Here is a 21346-nt window from a genome sequence, read left to right on the forward strand (position 1 = left end):
GCTACAGCAGACAGTAAAATGGGATGCCCTAAAAAGGATGAAATGGTTCCGCAACCCGTCCTGCGATGTGACATCGCTTCGAGAGGCTAGTCGTGGATATCCGCTGCTCTTTTCTCTTGCTTGCTCATTCGTGATCGGCTTGGCACTCCAATATTCGGTATTTTCTTATTTTGGTTTCATGAACGAAGATTTCTGGTTGGATCCACCGAATCCTCCCGAAGATCACTCTTCCCCGAAACTTTTTCCAATTGACTACGTAGTCTTTTTTCCAGTTGCTTGTGTGTTGGTTTATTACTTCCTCCCGAATATTTTTGAGAAACTGGCCCGGCGCGGACAGCTGGGGCTGATTCCGGTCTTCCTTTCCAGTATGACTTTGTTCATGTTGTCCTACTTCATCGCTCTGACGCCTCTAATTTTTTTTGGCTTTGCTTTCTTGGTTGTGCAGCCGGTTCTGTTTTTGGCTCTCTTGCTGCCATGCATCCATATCGGTGTGACATATGGGTCAATATTTGCCGCCTCACTCGTGCAATATTGGGAAAAAAACCGTCCGGGTCTTTTGGGGGATCAGCCATCGGAAATGCACCGATTGAGATTTTTTTTGTTACCGTTCTGTTGATCGGTATATGGCAACTTGTCTATTGGCCGCTTTGGGACAAGTTTCATTTGTGAACTCTAAAGTTAATAATTATATCTGTACCTGGTCATTTGGAGGAATCAATTCATTGATTGAGGAGCGGGTAGATCACTGTATAATACAGCTCCCTTCCCTCAAAACCACTGCCCCGGCTCCATCAGCCCCAGCTCCATCAACTGCCGAGAGGACCACTCGAACTTCACCGAGTTGTGCCAGCAGAAGCTGCGGATATCGTGTTTCGAGCCGGGGTTGAGCTTGAGCGCCTTGGCCGTCCGGAAGGAGCAGACCGCCGCCGTCAGGTTGTGATGCCAGGGGCAGGCATAGGTATTGTATTCCTCGTCGTTGAAGGTGAAATCCGGCCGCAGTTCCAGGTCCGGCCGGGTGCGGAAGAGCGAGATGCGGTCGATCCGGCGGCGGGCGGCCGGCACGTGTTCCTCGAAGCGCCAACGCAACCCGCCGTGGAAATCGAGCTGTCGTTCCTTCGGCCCGCCCTCGCCGGGGCGTTCCAGCGCGAAATAGCCCACGCGGTCCAGATGCGCGTCTTCCAGCGAGACGGCGTTGGGGTGGGCCTTCAGGTCAGTTGCATAGAGATCGACCACGTAGCTCAGCATCGCGTTCCGCCGCTCCTCGGTGTGGAAGGCCAGCATCTCGCCCACCGTGCGGCTCTCGCAAAAGGGGAAATGCAGGTATTCGGCGTTGAAGCAGTAATGCATCCACGTGCCCGCGGGCGCGGCGGCGATGAGGCGGTTCATCGGTGCGGTCAGCGCGTCGTCGCGATGTGGGTCGTTGGGGATGTAATAGACATTGTCATGCAGCACCGTGGGCGGGCGCACCTTGGGCGGGTGCAGCAGGATGGCGCTTTGAAAACCGATGCGGAGCACATGTTCCAGTGTCGAGACGATCTCCACCCCGTCCTCGGCCAGAACCACCGCAACCGGGCCACGGGCCAGCACGTCGGCGCGGTTTCTGAGGAAATGGTCGATGTCTTGGAACTGCATGGGCCTGCTCAGGGGATGCCTTTTCGGTCTGTGATCGCACGATAGGGTTAATGCGGGGTTTCGCGCAATGGGGGGCTGCGGCGTTGCGGTGCGTGGCCGCTTGCGCTATGCCGCGCGCCAGCGAGCAGGAGAGAGTGACCCGATGAGCGACGTGCCCAAGAAGCTCTATATCAAGACCTATGGCTGTCAGATGAATGTCTATGACAGCGAGCGCATGGCCGAGGCCCTGGGCGGGCAAGGCTATGAGCAGGTCGACAGCCCCGAGGGGGCCGACATGATCGTGCTCAACACCTGCCATATCCGCGAGAAGGCGGCGGAGAAGGTCTATTCCGAGCTTGGCCGCTACAAGGGGCTGAAAGCCGCCAATCCGGACCTGAAGATCGGGGTCGCGGGCTGCGTGGCACAGGCGGAGGGCGCGGAGATCATGCGCCGCCAGCCGATGGTGGACCTCGTGGTCGGCCCACAGAGCTATCACCGCCTGCCGGAGATGGAGGCGAAAGCGCGCTCGGGCGAGAAGGCGCTCGATACGGATTTCCCCGAGGAGCTGAAATTCGACCACCTGCCGAAGGGGCGCAAGGCCAGCCGCGGCCCGACAGCCTTTTTGACGGTGCAGGAGGGCTGCGACAAGTTCTGTGCTTTCTGTGTGGTGCCGTATACGCGCGGCGCCGAGGTCTCCCGCCCCGTTTCCCGTGTTCTGCGCGAGGCCGAGGGCCTGGTCGAGCAGGGCGTTCGGGAGATTACCCTGCTGGGGCAAAACGTGAATGCCTATCACGGGCAGGAGGGCGGCGAGGATTGGGGGCTGGCGCGGCTCATCCGGCGTTTGGCCGAGATAGACGGGCTGGACCGGATCCGTTTCACCACCTCGCACCCGAACGACATGGAAGACGACCTGATCGCCGCGCATGGCGATTGCGAAAAGCTGATGCCGTATTTGCACCTGCCGGTGCAGTCGGGGTCGGACCGGATTCTGAAGCGGATGAACCGGGGCCATACCGCGCAAGAGTATCTCCGCCTGATCGAGCGCATTCGCGCGGCGCGGCCGGATATCCTGATGTCGGGCGATTTCATCGTCGGTTTCCCGGAGGAGACCGAGGAAGACTTCCAGGCGACGATGGACCTGGTCGAGGCGGTGAATTACGGCCAGTGCTTCTCGTTCAAGTATTCCGCCCGCCCGGGCACTCCCGCCGCGGAACGACCGCTGGTGGAGCAGGCAGCCGCTGATGATCGGCTGCAGCGGCTTCAGACCTTGCTGACGACGCAACAGCGCGCGGCGCAGGATGCGATGGTCGGGCGCGAGGTCGGTGTGTTGTTCGAGAAGGCCGGGCGTTTGCCGGGACAGATGGTCGGCAAATCCGATCACTTGCACGCGGTCCATGTGCAGTGCGACCTGCCGGTCGGCACGCTGGCGCGGGTGCGCATCACCGAGAGCGGGCCGAATTCGCTCGCGGGAGAACTTCTCTGAGCCTTACCGTGGAACGCTCAATTTGTCCCGCAATGGCGATTCGTGGCTGGATCTGACCCAAGTATTGGGACGGGACTGGATGGATCTTCTGAGACGAGGCCCGATGCTCAGCGCTGGCAAGATGCAATAAAAAAACGGGCCGGCACAAAGATGCCAGCCCGAACAAGATTCGTTTAAGGGAGCTCAGGCCGCGAAGGGCCCGAACGCTGGTCGCTCGCTTCGGTCAGAACTTCGAGCCGACCGGATGCTCACGGAGCAGACGCTTCATGGTGTTGATCTGGTGCTCGGAGTCGCCGACGCCCCATTCGTCACGGCAGACTCGCATTCCGAGCGAATGCGCTTGCTCCATGCTGTAGCCGTATTTCACAAGGTCTTCGATGAAGACCGCGTTGGGCCGATCCCAAGCGACAGTGTTTTTTAGCGCACCGCGATAGCAACTCACATGGATCGTGCCTTTGGGCGACGATTCCGGATGGGCAGGTTGCGACCGGTCATTGGCAAAAGCAGCGGTTCCAAGCGGCATGGTTAGGCCGGCCACAAGGGTCGCGATAATGGTTTTCTTCATAGATCTCGTCCTTCCAGTTACAACGAGCAGTCCGTACGGCATCGGAAAGCCGCCCCCGGGGACATGCACGAAATTCCACGAATACGTTGGGGATCTTATCTTTTGTGCCGAATTTGTGAAGCGTCGCATATGGAAACGATCTATTTCCTGTTTGATTTCATGTATTTTTGACGAAACAAGAACAATTGGCGGCTTGATGGGGGCCGTTGTGGGCCGTCAGGCCGCTGCATTCCTGTGCGTGTGCTTGCACAACATCTTCGGTATGGGCCGGTGCGGCGGCGTCTATTTTGTGTCACAGACATGAATTTTGCCCATAGGCGCTTGCCAGATAGAGGAAGCCCCGGCAGCATGGGCCAAAGAGCACACGAGCAGTGGAGTCGCCTTTTTGGGAATCAGCGCGCTGACCGATCCGACCAGAGCCGAAGAGATTATCGAAACGCCTCTGGAGTTTCCCGACAATCGCCTGCTGGTCGAGCTATGCGGTGAGTTCGACCGTAACCTCTCCCAGATAGAGCATCAACTTGGCCTGCAGATCATTCGCCGGGGCAACCAGTTGGCATTGATCGGGGATGGCGAGAGCCGGGAGCGCGGCGCGGTGATCCTGCAGGAACTTTATGAACGGCTGGAGGCGGGACGCTCGCTTGAGCCCGGCGATATCGACGGTGCGATCCGGCTCGGCACGCTCGAGGACGAGGCTGCGCCGCGCGCGGGCGACCAGCTGGAGATGTTCCAGGGCGGCCATGTCGAGATCAAGACCCGCAAGAAGATCGTCGAGCCGCGGACTGCGGCACAGAAGGCCTATGTGCGTAGCCTGAACAGCAATGAGCTCTGTTTCGGCATCGGTCCTGCGGGGACCGGCAAGACCTATCTCGCGGTGGCGGTGGCGGTGAACCTGTTCATAAACGGCCATGTCGACCGGATCATTCTTTGCCGTCCGGCGGTCGAGGCGGGCGAGCGGCTCGGTTTCCTGCCCGGTACCCAGGAGGAGAAGGTCGATCCCTACATGCAGCCGCTCTATGATGCGCTGAACGATTTCCTTCCCAGCAAGCAGGTGGCCAAGCTCAAGGAAGACAAGAAGATCGAGATCGCGCCGCTGGCCTTCATGCGCGGCCGGACGCTTGCCAATGCGGCGGTGGTGCTGGACGAGGCGCAGAATGCCACGACGATGCAGATGAAGATGTTCCTGACCCGGCTTGGCGAAGGCTCGCGCATGGTCGTCACCGGTGACCGTTCGCAGGTGGACCTGCCGCGCGGGGTGATGAGCGGGTTGATGGAGGCCGAGAAGCTGCTCAAGGGCGTGGACGGGATCGCTTTCAACTATTTCACCTCTAAGGATGTCGTGCGGCATCCGCTGGTGGCGAAGATCATTGATGCCTATGACGTGGAGTATGCGCAGGGCTGAACCCTCCGCGCCGGACGGAGGGGGCGGATGGGGGCGCTGCTCCGGGGTGTTTTTCGTCAGAAGAAGGCTCGATCCGCAGAGGCGTTTGAACGTGAAGCGTCGGCGGATTTGTTCCGAACCCCCAAAAGGGTTGCTGTCCCCTTGTTTGCATGGACCTGATTTGAATGGACCTGGCCCGGCCATGTTGTTATGGGCCTGTCGGCTGAATGCCGAGAGGGGCCATGGAAACAATCGTCGATGTCGTGATCGAGGCAGAGGCCTGGGACGTGATCGGGCTGCGCGAGCTGGCCGAGCGCGCGGTGCGGACGAGCTTGCGCCACCTTCGACTGCCGGCGGCGGCCGAGGTTGCCGTGCTGGCCACCGATGATGCCCGAATCACACTGCTCAATGCCGATTTTCGCGCCAAGGAGGCCGCCACCAACGTACTCTCCTGGCCGTCCGAGGATCTGTCGGCCGACACGCCCGGCGGTCAGCCCTTGCTGCCCGAAGCGGATTTTCCCGGAGAGCCGGCTTTTCTCGGCGATATAGCGCTCGCGTGGGAGACCTGCAGCCGGGAAGCGGTTGCGGCGGGCAAGCCGGTAGAGGCACATGTCTGTCATCTCGTCGTTCACGGGCTGTTACATCTGTTGGGTTATGATCACATATCCGAGGAAGATGCGGCCTTGATGGAAGGGATCGAGGTTGAGATACTTGGAAAACTTGGGTTGCCGGACCCATATTAGGACGATCCGGCCACGGCCGATGATTTTGGAAAGGTAAGATGGGCGACACAGCCGACGGTTCTCCTAGCGCAGCGCATGGCGCGCAGGAAACCCAGACCCCCCCGAGAAAGGGGATGCTCCGCAGAATCGCGGGGCTGTTTATCGGCGGTGAGACCGCCTTAACGGAACAAGCCAATGTGGCTGTCGACGGGCCGGAAACGGATGTTCCGGAAGCCGCGCCCCGGGGGATGGCCAACCTGCGCAGCATGCGGGTGGAAGACGTTGCCATTCCGCGCGTCGAGATCGTGGCGGTTCCGGTGGAAATCGACCTTGAGGCGTTGATCGAGGCCTTTCGGGAAAGCGGGAATACGCGCTTGCCCGTGTATGACGGCACGATCGACAGCCCGATCGGCTTGGTCCATCTCAAGGATGTCGCGTTGCGGCATGGTTTCAACGGGAAGCATTCGGCCGATTTCGATCTGCGTGCGATGTTGCGCCCGCTGATCTATGCGCCGCCATCGATGCCGATCGGTGTGTTGTTGCAGAAGATGCAGGCGGATCGGCGGCACATGGCGCTGGTGATCGACGAATATGGCGGAGTCGACGGGCTGGTGACGATCGAGGATCTGATCGAGCAGGTGATCGGTGAGATCGCTGACGAGCATGACAGCGAGGAGGAGGCGTTCTGGACCGAAGAACGGCCCGGTTGCTACCTCGCTTTCGCCAAGGCGCCGCTGGAGGAGTTCGAGGCCGAGATCGGCCTGAAGCTCGTCGATGTCGAGGACGAAGAAGATGTCGATACGCTGGGCGGGCTGGTCTTCATGGAGATCGGCCGCGTGCCCGCGCGCGGCGAGGTGATCCCGCACCCTTCCGGCACGCTTTTCGAAGTGATCGACGCGGATCCGCGCCGCATCAAGCGGTTGCGCGTACGCTTGCCGGGAACGGCGCCGCTGCGACCGGCGGCGGAATAGGCGCGTCTGAATGGACCTTGTGAGGACGGTGCAGTCCCGTCGCAGCGGCCTGGCGCTGGCCTTCGGGTTGGGCCTGATTTGCGCGACGGGGCAGGCGCCGCTCGGCTGGGCCTGGCTGTCGCTGGCGGCCTTCGCTCTGGCAATCGCCCTGCTGACATTGCCTGAGCGCTGGCAGGTCGTTGCCTGGCGGGGCTGGGCGCTCGGAACAGGGTATTTTGCCGGCAGCCTGTTCTGGATTGTCGAACCCTTCCTGGTGGACTTGCCGCGACATGGCTGGATGGCACCCTTCGCGCTGGTATTGATGGCCGGCGGGCTGGCGCTGTTCTGGGCGGCGGCATTCGGGCTGGCGGTGCGTTTTGGTCGAACGCGGGGCTTGCGCATTGGCTGGTTGGTCCTGTTGCTGACAAGCGCGGAGATCCTGCGCTCCTTTCTCTTCACGGGCTTTCCCTGGGTCTTGATCGGCCATGTCTGGATCGGCGCGCCGCAGATGCAATTCGCGGCCCTTTTTGGCGCACACGGGCTGACCTTGTTCACGCTTATTGCGGCTGCCATGCCCGCGTTGTTTGGCGCGCGGCGCGCGGTGTTGGGGATGATTGCCGGGACGGCTCTGGCATCCTTGCCGGCGGGATATGCCCATTTCCGGGTGCCGCCGGGGGATGCCGCCAATGCCGAGCCGGCGCAGGTGGTCCGTCTGGTCCAGCCCAACGCCCCGCAGCACGAGAAATGGGATCCGGACCTCGTGCCGCTCTTCTACCAGCGCCATCTCGACCTGACGGCGGCAGAGGCCGCGCCGGGCCTGCAACGCCCCGATGTGATCATCTGGCCGGAAACATCCATTCCATGGCTGCTGGAATATGCCGAGCCAGCGTTTGTCGAGATGGCGCAGGCCGGGCAGGGCGCACAGCTCCTTGTTGGCCTGCAAAGGCGGAGCGCCGAGGGAGCCTGGTTCAACACCTTGGCCGTGCTGGCGCCGGATGGCACGCTGCTGGACAGCTATGACAAGCACCATCTCGTCCCTTTCGGCGAGTATATGCCATTGATGCATGTCTTTGCCCGCTGGGGCGTCTTTGGTCTCGCGGCGAATGAGACGGGTGGCTACACGGCCGGTCCCGGGCCGGCGCTGCTGGAGCTTGGGCCGGCGGGTCGGGCGCTGCCCCTGATCTGCTACGAGGCGATCTTTCCCAATGACATTGCGCGCGCACCGGGGCGGGCGGACTGGCTTGTCCAGATCACCAACGACGCCTGGTTCGGCCAGGTTTCCGGTCCCTGGCAGCATCTGGCGCTGGCGCGGCTCAGGGCGGTGGAGCAGGGGGTGCCGATGCTGCGGGCTGCCAATACCGGGATCTCCGCCGCGATCGACCCCTATGGCCGCGTGATCGCCGCGCTTCCAATGGGGCAGGCCGGAAAGCTGGATGTCGCTCTGCCGGCGCCTCTTGCGCCTACCTTCTACGCGCGGCGCGGGGATCTGCCGGTCTTCCTTTTTCTCGCGACGCTTTTCCTTTCGCTTGCGGCCCTGTCCCGGAAATCGCATTTTGGTTGACCCCGACCGAGCAGCAGAATACGGGTTCTTCGCCTCTTGCCACAACGGCTTCCTGGCGTGGCACCAGCTTTGGACGTAATGGAGCAATCATGTCCCGAAAGAGTTATATCTTCACCTCCGAATCCGTGTCGGAGGGCCACCCAGACAAGGTCTGTGATCGGATTTCCGATGCCGTTCTGGACGCGTTCATCGCCGAGGAACCAACCGCGCGCGTCGCCTGCGAGACCTTTGCCACGTCGGGCATGGTCGTGATCGGCGGCGAGGTGGGCCTTTCCGATGAGGAACGCCTCAAGACCTATATGGGTTCAATCAGCCAGATCGCGCGCGACTGCATCAAGGATATCGGCTACGAGCAGGAGCAGTTCCACTGGAACACCTGCCGGGTGCTGAACTTCCTGCACGAGCAGTCGGCGCATATCGCCCAGGGCGTGGACCGCGACGGCGCGGGCGACCAGGGGATCATGTTCGGCTATGCGGTCAACGAGACCCCGGAACTGATGCCGGCCCCGATCCAATATTCGCATGCGATCCTGCGGCGACTGTCAGAGGCCCGCAAGGCAGGCGAGGCACCGAGCCTGCGGCCCGATGCCAAGTCCCAGTTGTCGATCCGCTACGAGGATGGCAAGCCGGTCGAGGTAACCTCCATCGTGCTTTCCACCCAGCACGCCGACGAGAGCCAGACCAGCGACGACATCCGCGCCATCGTGGAGCCCTATATCCGTCAGGTCTTGCCCTCCGAGTGGATCACGGATGCAACCGAATGGTGGGTCAACCCGACCGGCACCTTCGTGATCGGCGGTCCCGATGGCGATGCCGGCCTTACCGGGCGCAAGATCATCGTCGACACCTATGGCGGCGCAGCGCCCCATGGCGGCGGCGCGTTTTCCGGCAAGGATCCGACCAAGGTCGACCGTTCGGCGGCCTATGCAGCGCGCTACCTGGCCAAGAATATCGTCGCTGCTGGCATGGCCGAGCGCTGCGCGCTGCAGTTGTCCTATGCCATCGGTGTGGCGCATCCGCTGTCGATCTATGTCGATACCTATGGCACTGGCGTGGTTGACGAAACGGAAATCGAAGCGGCGGTCGGCAAGGTCATGGACCTGACGCCGCTGGGCATTCGCTCGCACCTCGACCTGAACAAGCCGATCTACCAGCGCACCGCGGCCTATGGCCATTTCGGCCGTGCGCCAGATGCTGATGGCGGCTTCAGCTGGGAGCGCACGGACCTGGTAGAAGATCTGAAGAAGGCGATTGCCTGAACAGTCTGACGACGCATGACCCGTCCTGCGGGTTGGAATTGGGGGCGCAGTTGCGCCCTCTTTTTTTGGTGGCGCTCCGTGCGGGAGAACGGTCCTCTGGATTAAGCCTCCGGCAGGGATGTTTCGGGACAGAAGAAATCCCGAGTGCCGCATTGTATTCTTCTGACCTGAAATATCCCGGGCGTTTGGCGGCAGTGCCCCCAAGGGCAGTTGCCTTGGAAGCGCCCTTTTGAACTGATGCCGGAAGGTCATGGCGCGAAGTTTCGCGCCGCAAAGCTTGACCCGCGCCCCCGGCTCTGCAAAAGGGGCGCGCCATGTCCGACAAGAATCCCGATACCGCTCCCACCGGCGCCCCGTGGCGCAATTTCTATGGTCGTCGCCACGGCAAGACGCTGCGGCCGAGCCAGCAAGGCTATCTCGAGGAAGACCTCGCGAAGCTCTCGCCGGGGCCGGTGGACTGGGACGTTAACCCGGATCGCAGGTCGCTGGATCTCGACGCGCTTTTTGGCGGCAAGGATGTCTGGTTGGAGATCGGCTTTGGCGGCGGCGAGCACATGGTCCACCAGGCTGTCACCTACCCGGAGGCCGGTATCATCGGCTGCGAGCCCTTCATCAATGGCGTCGCAATGTTGCTTGGCAAGATCCGGGCAGCCGGTGCTGAAAACATCGCCGTGCATCCGGGCGATGCGCGCGACATGTTCGACGTGCTGCCCGAAGCCTCGATCTCGCGCGCTTTCCTGCTGTACCCCGATCCGTGGCCGAAAAAGAGGCACCACCGCCGTCGCTTCGTGACGCCGGAACATCTCGAACCGCTTGCCCGGGTCCTGAAACCGGGCGCTGTGCTGCGGGTGGCAACGGATATTCCCGATTACGTTCGCCAGACGCTGGAAGAGGTGCCACGCCACGGCTTCACCTGGACGGCGGAAGGGCCGGCCGATTGGCGGGAGCCCTGGGGCGACTGGATCTCGACCCGCTACGAGCAGAAAGCGCTGCGCGAGGGCCGCACCCCGCATTACCTGACCTTTCTGCGAAGCTGAAACTGGACCCGCCCGCGCCGCTGGGCTAAGCCGCTTCGGCAACCGGTGAAGGAGGGGCAGATGTCGGCACACGGACCTGCGCAGAAGATGACCGCCCGCGCGAGTGGACCGCTCAGGGGCACGGCGCATGTGCCCGGCGACAAGTCGATCTCGCATCGTGCGCTGATCCTTGGGGCGATGGCGGTGGGCGAGACGCGCATCACCGGCCTGCTCGAAGGCGAGGACGTTCTGGATACGGCCAAGGCGATGGCCGCACTTGGAGCGGAAGTCATCCAGCACGGGCCCGGCGAATGGTCCGTGCACGGGGTGGGCGTCGGCGGGTTTTCCGAGCCCGAAGACGTGATCGACTGTGGCAATTCCGGTACCGGGGTTCGGCTGATCATGGGCGCGATGGCCACGACGCCGATCACCGCCACCTTTACCGGCGACGCCTCGTTGCGCTCCCGTCCGATGGGCCGCGTGACCGATCCGCTGACTTTGTTCGGCACCCAGGCTGTGGGCCGCGACGGCGGAAGGCTGCCAATGACAGTCGTCGGCGCGGCCGATCCACTGCCGGTGGACTACATCACCCCGATGGCTTCGGCGCAGGTGAAGTCGGCCGTTTTGCTGGCCGGTCTCAACGCACCCGGCCAGACGGTTGTGACCGAGCGCGCCGCCACGCGCGATCATACCGAGCGGATGCTGCGGGGGTTCGGCGCCGAGGTCGTGACGGAACAGACGGAAGACGGCTACCGCGTTACCCTCACCGGGCACCCAGAGCTGAAACCGCAGAATATAGCCGTGCCGCGCGACCCCTCGTCGGCGGCCTTCCCGGTCTGCGCGGCGCTGATCGTGCCGGGCTCGGACGTGCTGGTGCCCAATATTGGGCTGAACCCGACCCGCGCGGGCCTCTTCACCACTTTGCGCGAGATGGGGGCCGAGCTGATCTTCGAGAATGAACGCGAGGAGGGCGGCGAGCCGGTGGCGGACCTGCGTGCACGCTACTCGCCCAACATGAAGGGCATCGAGGTGCCTGCCGAGCGCGCGCCTTCGATGATCGACGAATACCCGATCCTCTCCATCGTCGCCGCCAATGCCGATGGCGTAACCCATATGCCCGGCGTGCATGAACTGCGGGTGAAGGAGAGCGACCGGATCGACGCAATGGCCGTTGGCCTGCGCGCCTGTGGCGTCACGGTTGAAGAAACCGAGGACAGCTTTTCCGTCGAGGGTCTCGGTGCGGGCGGGGTCCCCGGCGGGGCGACGGCCGCGGCGCGGCTCGATCACCGGATCGCGATGTCCTTCCTCATTTGCGGTATGGCAGCGAAGAACTCGGTCTCGGTGGATGATGGCAGCCCGATTGCGACCTCCTTCCCGATTTTCGAGCAGCTGATGGCCGAGCTCGGGGCCCAGATCGTGCGGTCCAACCGCTGAGGTCTTTGCGGTGTGCGGGCGCGCGCATTGCGCCATATTCCCCTTGCCGCGCCAATGAGCTAAGACGGACCTCCACCACGTGAGGAGGCGTTGGAAATGAGTCTCACAGTCGCCATCGATGGCCCGGCTGCCGCGGGCAAGGGCACCATTGCCCGGGCCGTGGCCGCGCATTTCGGTTTTGCGCATCTCGATACCGGGCTGCTCTACCGGGCGGTCGGACGGCGGGTGCTAGACGGGATGAATCCGATCGAGGCGGCGCAAACGCTGCAATCGGCGCATTTCGCCGATGCCGACGCGCTGCGCATGCCCGATGTCGCGCAGGCGGCCAGCCAAGTCGCGGCGATGCCGGAAGTGCGCGCCGCGCTTGTCAGCTTCCAGCGCGCCTTTGCCCGCCGGCAGGGCGGCGCGGTTCTGGACGGGCGCGATATCGGCACGGTGATCTGCCCCGATGCCGAGGTGAAGCTCTTTGTGACCGCCACCGACGAGGTGCGTGCGCGGCGCCGCTACGAGGAACTGCTCGGCAAGGGGCAGAAGGTGACGTTGGATGAGGTTGCGGCGGATCTTGCCCGGCGGGACCAACGCGATTCCGGTCGCGCCACCGCGCCCATGACCCCGGCAAGGGATGCGCAGCTTTTCGATACGACGACCATGTCCATCGACGAAGCGGTTGCCAAGGCAATCGCCGCGGTGGAAACTGCGCAGGTTTGAAACCGGGAGCTAACAATGCAACAGCGGAAAATGGGCGCCGACGGGCCATTGATCTCGGCTCTCGGGATCGGGGCCATGTCCTTTACCGATGTCTACGGGCCGACAGATGAGGCGCAATCCTTCGCGCTGCTCGATGCCGCGCTGGAAGCGGGGGTGACACATCTCGACACCGCCAATGTCTATGGCCGGGGACGCTCGGAGACCGTGATCGGGAACTACCTTGCGGCGCGGGGCGCCGGGACGCGGGAACGTTTCCACATTGCTACCAAGGCGGCGATCCGGGCCGAGGACGGACGCCGCTGGTTCGACAATTCTCCCGAGTATCTGGAAAGCGAACTGGACAAGAGCCTGAAACGGCTGGGCACGGAGACGGTTGATCTCTTCTATGTCCACCGGCGGGATCCAGATGTGCCGATCGAAGACGTGACCGGAACGCTGGCGCGGCTGGTCGAAAGCGGCAAGACGCGCGCCTTCGGGTTTTCCGAGATCGCGCCCTCGTCGTTGCGCCGCGCGTCAGCAGTGGCGCCGGTGGCGAGCGTGCAGTCCGAATACTCGCTCTGGACCCGTGGGCCGGAGCTTGGCCTCGTACAGACCTGTGCCGAGCTGGGCACCACGCTGGTTGCGTTTTCGCCCGTGGGCCGTTCGATGCTGACCGATCACCCGATCCCGAAGGAGCGGCTGGGCGAATGTGCGCTGCTGCCCGAGATGCCGCGTTTCCAGGAGCCGAACTACGCGGCCAACATGGCCATTGCAGACGAGTTCCGGGCGCTGGCCGCCGAGATGGGCCTTCCTGCGGCGGGGTTGGCGATTGCGTGGCTTCTGGCGCAGGGCGAACACATCGTGCCGATTCCGGGCACGCGCTCGGTGGATCATTTCAAGGAATTCGTCGCCGGCACGAAGCGCGCGCTGACGCCTGAGGATCTGGCTCGGATCGAGAAGGTGCTGCCGGTCGGCTGGGCGCATGGCGAGCGCTACTCCAAGGCGCAATGGGTGGGGCCCGAAATCTACTGAACCGGGCGACGGCCACCCGCGCCGGCGTTCGATAAGCAAGAAACGTGGCAATTTTCTGCGGATTTTCCTGCAAACAAAGGGAAGTCGTACGCCAACGGACTTGCTCCGCGAGCGCGGAACCCTTATACAGCGCGGCGTCACCCAAAGGCGGTTACGTCGGGACACAAGCAGGGTCGGGGCAACCTCCGGCCCTTATGTCGTTCCTCATTTCGTCTTTTTCGACCAATTCCAAGACCGGCGGAGACAACCGCTCGGCCAGATAAAGCGTAAAGTAAAGGAAACACATCTATATGTGCGCTAAAGCAACCATGGACGAATTCGAAGCCCTGCTGAAGGAAAGCTTCGAAATCGACACCCCCAACGAAGGTTCCGTCGTCAAAGGCACCGTGATCGCCATCGAGGCTGGTCAGGCCATCATCGACGTGGGCTACAAGATGGAAGGCCGTGTCGACCTCAAGGAATTTGCAGATCCGGGCGAAGCCCCGGAAATCGCCGTGGGCGACAGCGTCGAGGTTTTCCTCGACCGCGTCGAGAATGCCCGTGGCGAAGCCGTCATCTCGCGTGACAAGGCCCGCCGTGAAGAAGCTTGGGACCGTCTCGAGAAGGCCTATGCCGACGAGGCCCGCGTCGAAGGCGCGATCTTCGGCCGCGTCAAGGGCGGCTTCACCGTCGATCTCGGCGGCGCCGTGGCGTTCCTGCCCGGCTCGCAGGTTGACGTCCGCCCCGTGCGCGATGCCGGCCCGCTCATGGGCCTCAAGCAGCCGTTCCAGATCCTCAAGATGGACCGTCGTCGTGGCAACATCGTTGTCTCGCGTCGTGCGATCCTCGAAGAGTCCCGCGCCGAGCAGCGTGCCGAGGTCATCGGCAAGCTGGCTGAAGGCGATGCGGTTGACGGCGTGGTCAAGAACATCACCGAATACGGTGCGTTTGTTGACCTCGGCGGCGTTGACGGCCTGCTGCACGTCACCGACATGGCCTGGCGCCGTGTGAACCACCCCTCCGAGATCCTGTCGATCGGCGAGACCATCAAGGTCCAGGTCATCAAGATCAACAAGGAAACCCACCGTATCAGCCTCGGCATGAAGCAGCTGCAGGACGATCCGTGGAACTCCGTGGAAGCCAAGTTCCCGCTCGAGTCGGTTCACACCGGCCGTGTCACGAACATCACCGACTACGGTGCGTTCGTCGAGCTGGAGCCGGGCGTCGAGGGCCTGGTGCACGTCTCCGAGATGTCCTGGACCAAGAAGAACGTCCACCCGGGCAAGATCGTTTCCACCTCGCAGGAAGTGGAAGTCATGGTTCTCGAGATCGATACCGCGAAGCGTCGTGTGTCGCTCGGCCTCAAGCAGACCATGCGCAACCCGTGGGAGCTCTTCTCCGAGAGCCATCCGGAAGGCACCGAGGTCGAAGGCGAGGTCAAGAACATCACCGAATTCGGTCTGTTCATCGGCCTGCCGGGCGATATCGATGGCATGGTTCACCTCTCCGATCTCAGCTGGGATCAGCGCGGCGAGGAAGCCATCCAGGAATACCGCAAGGGCGACGTCGTCAAGGCCGTCGTTACCGAGGTGGACGTGGACAAGGAGCGCATCTCGCTCTCCATCAAGGCACTGGGCGGCGACAAGTTCGCCGAAGCCACGGGCAGCGTGAAGCGCGGCTCGATCATCACCGTTGGCGTCACCGCCATCGAGGATGGTGGCATCGAGGTGGAATACGAAGGCATGAAGTCCTTCATCCGCCGCTCCGACCTGTCCCGCGACCGTGCCGAGCAGCGCCCCGAGCGCTTCCAGGTCGGCGACAAGGTCGATGTGCGCGTCACCAATATCGACAGCAAGACCCGTCGTCTGGGTCTGTCGATCAAGGCCCGCGAGATCGCCGAAGAGCGTGAAGCCGTCGAGCAGTTCGGTTCGTCCGACTCCGGTGCTTCGCTCGGCGATATCTTGGGTGCGGCGCTCAAGGGCGACGAATAATCCCTCATCCGGATTTTGTGAGATTGGAAACCCCGCGGCCTGGCCGCGGGGTTTTCGTTTGTCCGGTCGTGCGTCTCGCGCGGTGACGATCCTGCGGCCCGTGCCTCCGGCGGAAGTATTTGGAGAAAGATGAACGTGTCTTGTCCTCGAGTTTCGCACCGTTGCAACGTCCCAATCTCGCATCAGGCTCAAGCGATTCGAGCTCTGCGCGGCAAGGCCTGTGCGCGCGTTTGAAGCGGTAAGAGGCGAAATTCCGGGTTTTCTTGCCTTTTATCGGGGCGTTACGTCCGAGAAACTCGCTTTGGGGCCGACCTTTTCCATTCACGTTCCAGAAAAATGCCGTATAGTCGACCGAGCGACATGAACGGTGCGCCGTCGAATTTCGGGCGGATGCGGGGGAGACACATGATTCGATCCGAACTGATCCAGATTCTTGCCGAGGAAAACCCTCACCTCTTTCAGCGGGACGTTGAAAAGATCGTTAATACGGTCTTCGAGGAGATAATTGACGCCATGGCGCGGGGCGATCGTGTCGAACTGCGCGGTTTCGGCGCCTTTTCCGTGAAGAAAAGGGATGCGAGGACAGGACGGAATCCACGCACCGGTGATGCGGTGGACGTGGAGGAAAAACACGTGCCGTTCTTCAAGACCGGGAAGCTCCTGCGGGACCGGCTGAACGGCGCCGAAACCTGAGGGGGCGCTAGATGCGTTATATCCGTTACGTTCTTGTTGGGTCGATCGTGGCGGCCTTGGTCGTCGTGGCAATGGCCAACCGGAGCTTTGTCACTCTGACGGTTCTGCCGGAGCCGCTGGCGAATCTGGCCAACTGGAATTTTTCCATCGATCTGCCGCTCTTCATCGTCGCCCTTGGCGGCGTGGCGGTCGGACTTCTGCTGGGCTACCTGTTTGAATGGATCCGCGAGAGCAAGCATCGTTCCGAAGTGGCCAAGCGCCAACGCCAGGTGAAGCAGCTTCACCGCGAGGTGAGCCAGCTGAAGGCGGAGAAGAACAAGGGCAAGGACGACGTGCTTGCCATTCTCGACGAGGCGGCGACCCGCAAGGCCAGCTGATCCCATGAGCAACGACACCCGTGTGAAGATCTGCGGCCTGACCCGGCCGCAGGACCTGCTTGCCGTGGCCTCCGCCGGAGCGGCCTATGCAGGTTTTGTCTTTTTTGCGAAATCGCCGCGGCACCTGGAGGTGGAAGCCGCACGGGCCCTGGCTTTGGAAGCGCCGGTGGGGCTCGCCAAGGTGGCGCTGACGGTGAATGCCTCGGATGCGGAGCTGGAGCGGATTGTCGAGGCGGTGCCGCTCGACATGTTGCAACTGCACGGCTCGGAGAGCCCGGAGCGCGTAGCCGAATTGCGCGCGCGCTTTGGGTTGCCGATCATGAAGGCCGTGGGCGTGGCGAGCGAAGAGGATCTGCCGGCGCTGGTCGAGTATGGCCGGGTGGTGGACCAGTTGCTGGTCGATGCCAAGCCGCCCAAGGGGGCGGAGTTGCCTGGCGGCAATGGACTCTCCTTTGACTGGCGTTTGATCGCCGGGCGGAGATGGCCGGTGCCGTGGATGCTCGCGGGTGGGCTGACGCCCGGGAATGTGCGCGAGGCGATCCAGTTGACCGGCGCGCGGCAGGTGGATGTCTCCTCGGGCGTAGAGAGCGCGCCAGGCGTGAAGGACGCCGCTCGTATCGCCGCTTTCGTCGAGCAGGCGATAGTGTGCGCGTGATCTGGCGTGAGGCGACGCGGGAGGATGTGCCTGCGATTGTGGCGATGCTGGCCGATGACGTCTTGGGGCAGGGGCGCGAGAGCGCGGATGCAGCGCCGTATCTTGCGGCCTTCGATGCAATGCAGGCAGAAGGCGGCAACCTGCTCATCGTAGGCGAGATTGATGGTTCCGTTGTCGCGACCTACCAGCTGACGATGATTTCCGGCCTGTCGCTCAAGGCGGCACGGCGGGCGCAGGTGGAGAGCGTGCGCGTGGCCTCGGATCGCCGGGGAGAGGGGCTGGGAGCGGCGTTGATGCAGGATGCCGAAGCGCGGGCGCGTGCGGGCGGCTGTGCGTTGATCCAGCTCACCTCGAACCGGTCGCGGGAGCGGGCGCATGATTTTTATGCCGAGCTAGGCTATGTCGCCAGCCATGTCGGCTTCAAGAAGAGCCTTCGTTAGCGCACTGAAAGTGATCTTCCAGCGGAAGATCATGCCTCCGGCGGGGATATTTTTGAACAGATGATGGAGGAGGGGATTTTCCCCGCCCAGCGGTTTGTGTAGGGTCTGCGGACTGTCCGGCCGGGCGGTGGCAGAAGCGAGGTAGAGATGGCCCACGATCTTTTCAATTCCTTCATGAGCGGACCGGACGAGAAGGGTCGGTTCGGAAAGTTCGGCGGGCGGTTCGTGTCCGAGACGCTGATGCCGCTGATCCTGGATCTTGAAGCGCAATACGAGTTCGCCAAGACGGATGAGAGCTTCTGGGCCGAGATGGACGATTTGTGGAAGCATTACGTGGGCCGTCCCTCGCCGCTCTATTTTGCCGACCGCCTGACCGATCACCTCGGCGGGGCAAAGATCTATCTCAAGCGGGACGAGCTGAACCATACCGGCGCCCACAAGATCAACAACGTGTTGGGCCAGATCATCCTTGCCCGCCGCATGGGCAAGACCCGGATCATTGCCGAGACCGGCGCCGGCCAGCATGGCGTGGCCACCGCGACGGTTTGTGCCAAGTTCGGGCTGCAATGCGTGGTCTACATGGGCGCGACCGATGTCGAGCGGCAGGCGCCGAACGTGTTCCGCATGAAGCTTCTGGGGGCCGAGGTGATTCCCGTGACCTCCGGCCGGGGCACGCTCAAGGACGCGATGAACGACGCGCTGCGCGACTGGGTGACCAACGTGCGCGACACGTTCTACTGCATCGGGACGGTGGCGGGGCCACATCCGTACCCGGCCATGGTGCGCGATTTCCAGTGCATCATCGGCAAGGAAGCCAAGGCGCAGATGCTGGAGCGTGAGGGCCGTCTGCCTGATACGCTGATCGCGGCCATCGGTGGCGGCTCCAACGCGATGGGCCTGTTTTACCCGTTCCTTGACGACAAGGATGTCAACATCATCGGCGTCGAAGCGGGCGGCAAGGGTGTGAACGCGAAGATGGAGCATTGCGCCTCCCTCACCGGCGGCCGTCCCGGCGTGCTGCACGGCAACCGGACCTATCTTCTGCAAGACGACGACGGGCAGATCCTGGAAGGGCATTCGATCTCGGCCGGGCTCGACTATCCCGGAATCGGGCCGGAGCATTCCTGGCTGCATGATATCGGCCGGGCGAAATACGTCTCGATCACCGACAAGGAAGCGCTGGCGGCCTTCCAACTCAGCTGTGAGTTGGAGGGAATCATCCCGGCGCTGGAGCCCTCCCATGCGCTGGCTCATGTGGTCAAGATCGCTCCCGAACTGCCGGCCGATCATATCATCTGCATGAACATGTGCGGGCGCGGCGACAAGGACATCTTCACCGTGGCGCGTGCGCTCGGTGTGGATATGGGCGCAGCCGACTGACCGGCTTCGGCCACACACCCGTCTCGGCGTTCGACCAGCGCGCTTCAATGGCGCGACCGGTCATAAACCATGGTTTATGCGCCTCGGCGTCGGGGTTACACCCGCGCCGCTAAACCTCCGGCGGATGGATCGCCGCGCCGGCTTCCGTCACAATTGAGCTCATGACGAGACTGCTCATTGACGGGAGGAAAAAATGACAGGCAAGGCCAAAAAACTTCTTTCTCTGTCTTCTCTGCTCGCAGGATCCGCGTTGGTCTGGGCGGCGTCTGGTGCCGTCTCGATGGCAATGCCGGATATGGGTATGAGTGGCGCGACTGAGCCTTGGAAGGTTCCGTATGACGCCGGTCTGACCGTGACGGAGGGACCGGGAGAGTTCCTGCTCGCCGGGATGTCTGGAGACGCCGGTAACGGTGGCGATCAAGGCAAGGCGGGCAATGACAATGCGGGCGAAGCCCAGAGCGGTGATGACAAATCCGCCGCTGGGAGTGATAATGTCGGCGATCTGGACCGCGACCGGCTCCGGTATCGTGATGGTGACTGCGATGGTGATCAAGACGGTGATTGTGATCGCGACAGGGATCGCTTGCGCGACCGCGATTGTGACGGCGACCCCGACGAAGAGTGCGATCAGGATCGCGACCGTGACCGGGATCGCGATGGCAGCACCGACGACGCAGACGAGAGCTGAAACCTTTGTTCGGACCACCGATGCCCCCTTAGGACTTCGGTCCAGCTCTCCAGGCGCCCGGGCCCCCGGGCCGGGCGCCATTTTCTGATGGGAGGATCCGACATGTTTCGTGTTCTGACCGCCAGTGTTGCCCTTGTTGTTCTCGGCGCATTGCCCTTGGCCGCCGAGAGTGTGCAAGCGCGGGTGGTTCGGGAGTTGCAGGCTCTGGGATATACCGAAATCACCGGAAATCAGACCTGGCTTGGGCGGTACCGGATCGTTGCAAAGGCGCCGGGCCAGAGCCGGGAGATCGTTCTGAACCCCCGTACCGGCGAGGTTCTTCGTGATTACGTGCGCCGTATCGTGCTGGAGGAGGACGGCGACCGGGGGAGTGATCCTGTCGTCGAGGATCCATTGCTGGACGATGCCGATGGCCAGAGTGGCAATGGCGGTGTTGGCCAGGGCGCGGGGGAGGCCGGGAACGGCGCCGGAAACAGCGGAAGCAGCGGGCATGACTAGGCGTGCCGGAGCTGCGTCGAAACGCCCGTTCCCACGGAGCGTGATGGTTGTCGTCGTGGCATTCCAGGTTCTCGGGGCGATCTTCTTTTCCTATGACACGCTTGGGCCCTTGCTGGGGCTGCGCAATGAGCCGCTCGATTGGCACCTACACGAGTTGATCGAGATCTGCGCCGCGGCCGGTCTGATCGTCGGATCGGTCTTCGGTTTCGTGATCCTTCGGCGGAGCGATGCGCGCCGGCGGGTGGCGGAGGAAAAGCTTTCCGCGCTCTCGGTTGCCTTCTGCGAGATGCTGGAGGCGCGGTTCGTCGCATGGCAACTCACCCCGGCTGAACATGACGTCGCCTTCCTCGTCATCAAGGGCTTTTCCACCCAGGAGATTGCCGGGTTCCGCCAAACCTCTCCAGGCACAGTGAAGGCGCAGACCGCCGCGATTTATCGCAAGGCGGGGGTGACCGGACGGGCGCAACTGGTCAGCCTGCTGATCGATGACCTGATGGAAGCGGAGCACCTGCCGCTACGGGTTCCCGCTGCCTGAGGTGGCGTGGGTATAGAGCACTTCAAGAGGAACGATTTCCAGCGCGCGCGCATGGGTGGAGAGCAGGTCGACCTTGGGCGCGCAGCCTTCGTCATGCGCCTGCAGGAACCGGCCGGCGCAGAGGCACCAGTGGTCGCCGGGCTTGAGGCCCGGAAAGCGGAACTCGGGGCGCGGGGTGGACAGGTCATTGCCGACATATTTCGAGTAGGCGAGGAATTCGGCTGTCATCACCGCGCAGACGGTGTGGCTGCCGCGGTCCTCGTCACAGGTGTTGCAGGCGCCATCGCGAAAGAAGCCGGTCAAGGGATCCGTGGAGCACGGGGAGAGCGCGCTGCCGAGCACGTTGGTCGAAGGGTCTTTCTGCATGGTCGATCCCACCTGTTTCGCTGCCATCAAGATAGCGGAGAGA

The 21346-nt window shown here is 62.7% G+C and carries 23 protein-coding genes and 1 riboswitch; of the genes, 20 read left to right on the forward strand and 3 right to left on the reverse strand.

The window, feature by feature from the left end:
* The first annotated feature begins 37 nt into the window (after nucleotides 1-37).
* Nucleotides 38-616, forward strand: coding sequence for a hypothetical protein (locus AX756_RS18020; RefSeq protein ID WP_068314911.1), 579 nt, complete (start codon nucleotides 38-40; stop codon nucleotides 614-616).
* A 152-nt stretch (nucleotides 617-768) separates the two neighbouring features.
* Here the strand turns inward: AX756_RS18020 and AX756_RS18025 are convergent, their stop codons facing one another.
* Nucleotides 769-1632: a hypothetical protein gene (locus AX756_RS18025; RefSeq protein ID WP_068314915.1), complete on the reverse strand. Its 864-nt coding sequence runs from the start codon at nucleotides 1630-1632 to the stop codon at nucleotides 769-771.
* 142 nt (nucleotides 1633-1774) lie between these two features.
* Between AX756_RS18025 and miaB the strand changes: the two genes are divergently transcribed.
* Nucleotides 1775-3094 carry a tRNA (N6-isopentenyl adenosine(37)-C2)-methylthiotransferase MiaB gene (miaB, locus tag AX756_RS18030; RefSeq protein WP_068314918.1) on the forward strand — a complete coding sequence of 440 codons (1320 nt, stop codon included), beginning with the start codon at nucleotides 1775-1777 and terminating at the stop codon, nucleotides 3092-3094.
* Between the two features lie 223 nt (nucleotides 3095-3317).
* Here the strand turns inward: miaB and AX756_RS18035 are convergent, their stop codons facing one another.
* Entirely contained in the window at nucleotides 3318-3659 is a 342-nt protein-coding gene (locus AX756_RS18035) for a hypothetical protein (RefSeq protein WP_068314920.1), read from the reverse strand.
* A gap of 385 nt (nucleotides 3660-4044) precedes the next feature.
* Between AX756_RS18035 and AX756_RS18040 the strand changes: the two genes are divergently transcribed.
* The 18 genes from AX756_RS18040 (at nucleotide 4045) to AX756_RS18125 (ending at nucleotide 20937) form a co-directional block, all read left to right on the forward strand.
* Entirely contained in the window at nucleotides 4045-5061 is a 1017-nt protein-coding gene (locus AX756_RS18040) for a PhoH family protein (RefSeq protein WP_068314924.1), read from the forward strand.
* 221 nt (nucleotides 5062-5282) lie between these two features.
* Nucleotides 5283-5783 (forward strand): rRNA maturation RNase YbeY, encoded by a 501-nt coding sequence (gene ybeY, locus AX756_RS18045; protein ID WP_068314927.1) that lies wholly within the window; start codon nucleotides 5283-5285, stop codon nucleotides 5781-5783.
* A gap of 38 nt (nucleotides 5784-5821) precedes the next feature.
* Nucleotides 5822-6733 carry a transporter associated domain-containing protein gene (locus AX756_RS18050; RefSeq protein WP_068314930.1) on the forward strand — a complete coding sequence of 304 codons (912 nt, stop codon included), beginning with the start codon at nucleotides 5822-5824 and terminating at the stop codon, nucleotides 6731-6733.
* A gap of 10 nt (nucleotides 6734-6743) precedes the next feature.
* Nucleotides 6744-8273, forward strand: coding sequence for an apolipoprotein N-acyltransferase (gene lnt / locus AX756_RS18055; protein WP_068314933.1), 1530 nt, complete (start codon nucleotides 6744-6746; stop codon nucleotides 8271-8273).
* 33 nt (nucleotides 8274-8306) lie between these two features.
* Nucleotides 8307-8359: riboswitch (SAM-SAH riboswitch) on the forward strand.
* A gap of 3 nt (nucleotides 8360-8362) precedes the next feature.
* Nucleotides 8363-9532, forward strand: a complete 1170-nt coding sequence (gene metK, locus AX756_RS18060) for a methionine adenosyltransferase (protein ID WP_068314936.1) — start codon at nucleotides 8363-8365, stop codon at nucleotides 9530-9532.
* Nucleotides 9533-9846: 314 nt separating this feature from the next.
* Nucleotides 9847-10569: a tRNA (guanine(46)-N(7))-methyltransferase TrmB gene (gene trmB / locus AX756_RS18065; RefSeq protein ID WP_068314939.1), complete on the forward strand. Its 723-nt coding sequence runs from the start codon at nucleotides 9847-9849 to the stop codon at nucleotides 10567-10569.
* A gap of 60 nt (nucleotides 10570-10629) precedes the next feature.
* Entirely contained in the window at nucleotides 10630-11982 is a 1353-nt protein-coding gene (gene aroA / locus AX756_RS18070) for a 3-phosphoshikimate 1-carboxyvinyltransferase (protein ID WP_068314942.1), read from the forward strand.
* Between the two features lie 96 nt (nucleotides 11983-12078).
* Nucleotides 12079-12690: a (d)CMP kinase gene (locus tag AX756_RS18075; protein ID WP_068314945.1), complete on the forward strand. Its 612-nt coding sequence runs from the start codon at nucleotides 12079-12081 to the stop codon at nucleotides 12688-12690.
* Nucleotides 12691-12705: 15 nt separating this feature from the next.
* Entirely contained in the window at nucleotides 12706-13701 is a 996-nt protein-coding gene (locus AX756_RS18080; RefSeq protein ID WP_068314949.1) for an aldo/keto reductase, read from the forward strand.
* 290 nt (nucleotides 13702-13991) lie between these two features.
* Complete coding sequence (rpsA, locus tag AX756_RS18085) at nucleotides 13992-15671, forward strand: 30S ribosomal protein S1 (protein WP_082739178.1); 1680 nt, start codon at nucleotides 13992-13994, stop codon at nucleotides 15669-15671.
* Between the two features lie 405 nt (nucleotides 15672-16076).
* On the forward strand, nucleotides 16077-16364 hold the full coding sequence (ihfB, locus tag AX756_RS18090; protein ID WP_068314955.1) for an integration host factor subunit beta: 288 nt from the start codon (nucleotides 16077-16079) through the stop codon (nucleotides 16362-16364).
* Nucleotides 16365-16375: 11 nt separating this feature from the next.
* Nucleotides 16376-16741, forward strand: coding sequence for a LapA family protein (locus AX756_RS18095; protein WP_068314958.1), 366 nt, complete (start codon nucleotides 16376-16378; stop codon nucleotides 16739-16741).
* 4 nt (nucleotides 16742-16745) lie between these two features.
* The gene (locus AX756_RS18100; protein ID WP_068314961.1) at nucleotides 16746-17396 is read left to right on the forward strand and encodes a phosphoribosylanthranilate isomerase; all 651 of its coding nucleotides are present in this window, start codon (nucleotides 16746-16748) and stop codon (nucleotides 17394-17396) included.
* On the forward strand, nucleotides 17393-17836 hold the full coding sequence (locus AX756_RS18105) for a GNAT family N-acetyltransferase (protein WP_438938413.1): 444 nt from the start codon (nucleotides 17393-17395) through the stop codon (nucleotides 17834-17836). The genes AX756_RS18100 and AX756_RS18105 overlap by 4 nt, the downstream gene beginning before the upstream one ends.
* Before the next feature lie 147 nt (nucleotides 17837-17983).
* Complete coding sequence (trpB, locus tag AX756_RS18110; protein WP_068314964.1) at nucleotides 17984-19216, forward strand: tryptophan synthase subunit beta; 1233 nt, start codon at nucleotides 17984-17986, stop codon at nucleotides 19214-19216.
* 193 nt (nucleotides 19217-19409) lie between these two features.
* On the forward strand, nucleotides 19410-19904 hold the full coding sequence (locus AX756_RS25725; protein ID WP_156461556.1) for a hypothetical protein: 495 nt from the start codon (nucleotides 19410-19412) through the stop codon (nucleotides 19902-19904).
* Between the two features lie 102 nt (nucleotides 19905-20006).
* The gene (locus AX756_RS18120; RefSeq protein ID WP_068314970.1) at nucleotides 20007-20402 is read left to right on the forward strand and encodes a hypothetical protein; all 396 of its coding nucleotides are present in this window, start codon (nucleotides 20007-20009) and stop codon (nucleotides 20400-20402) included.
* The gene (locus AX756_RS18125) at nucleotides 20395-20937 is read left to right on the forward strand and encodes a helix-turn-helix transcriptional regulator (protein WP_068314973.1); all 543 of its coding nucleotides are present in this window, start codon (nucleotides 20395-20397) and stop codon (nucleotides 20935-20937) included. The genes AX756_RS18120 and AX756_RS18125 overlap by 8 nt, the downstream gene beginning before the upstream one ends.
* Here AX756_RS18125 and AX756_RS18130 read toward each other — a convergent pair.
* Nucleotides 20917-21303, reverse strand: coding sequence for a DUF2237 family protein (locus AX756_RS18130; protein WP_068314976.1), 387 nt, complete (start codon nucleotides 21301-21303; stop codon nucleotides 20917-20919). The two genes, AX756_RS18125 and AX756_RS18130, sit on opposite strands and share 21 nt — an antisense overlap.
* Nucleotides 21304-21346: the final 43 nt, after the last annotated feature.

The sequence above is a fragment of the Aliiruegeria sabulilitoris genome, assembly GCF_001558155.1.
Lineage (GTDB): Bacteria > Pseudomonadota > Alphaproteobacteria > Rhodobacterales > Rhodobacteraceae > Tropicimonas > Tropicimonas sabulilitoris.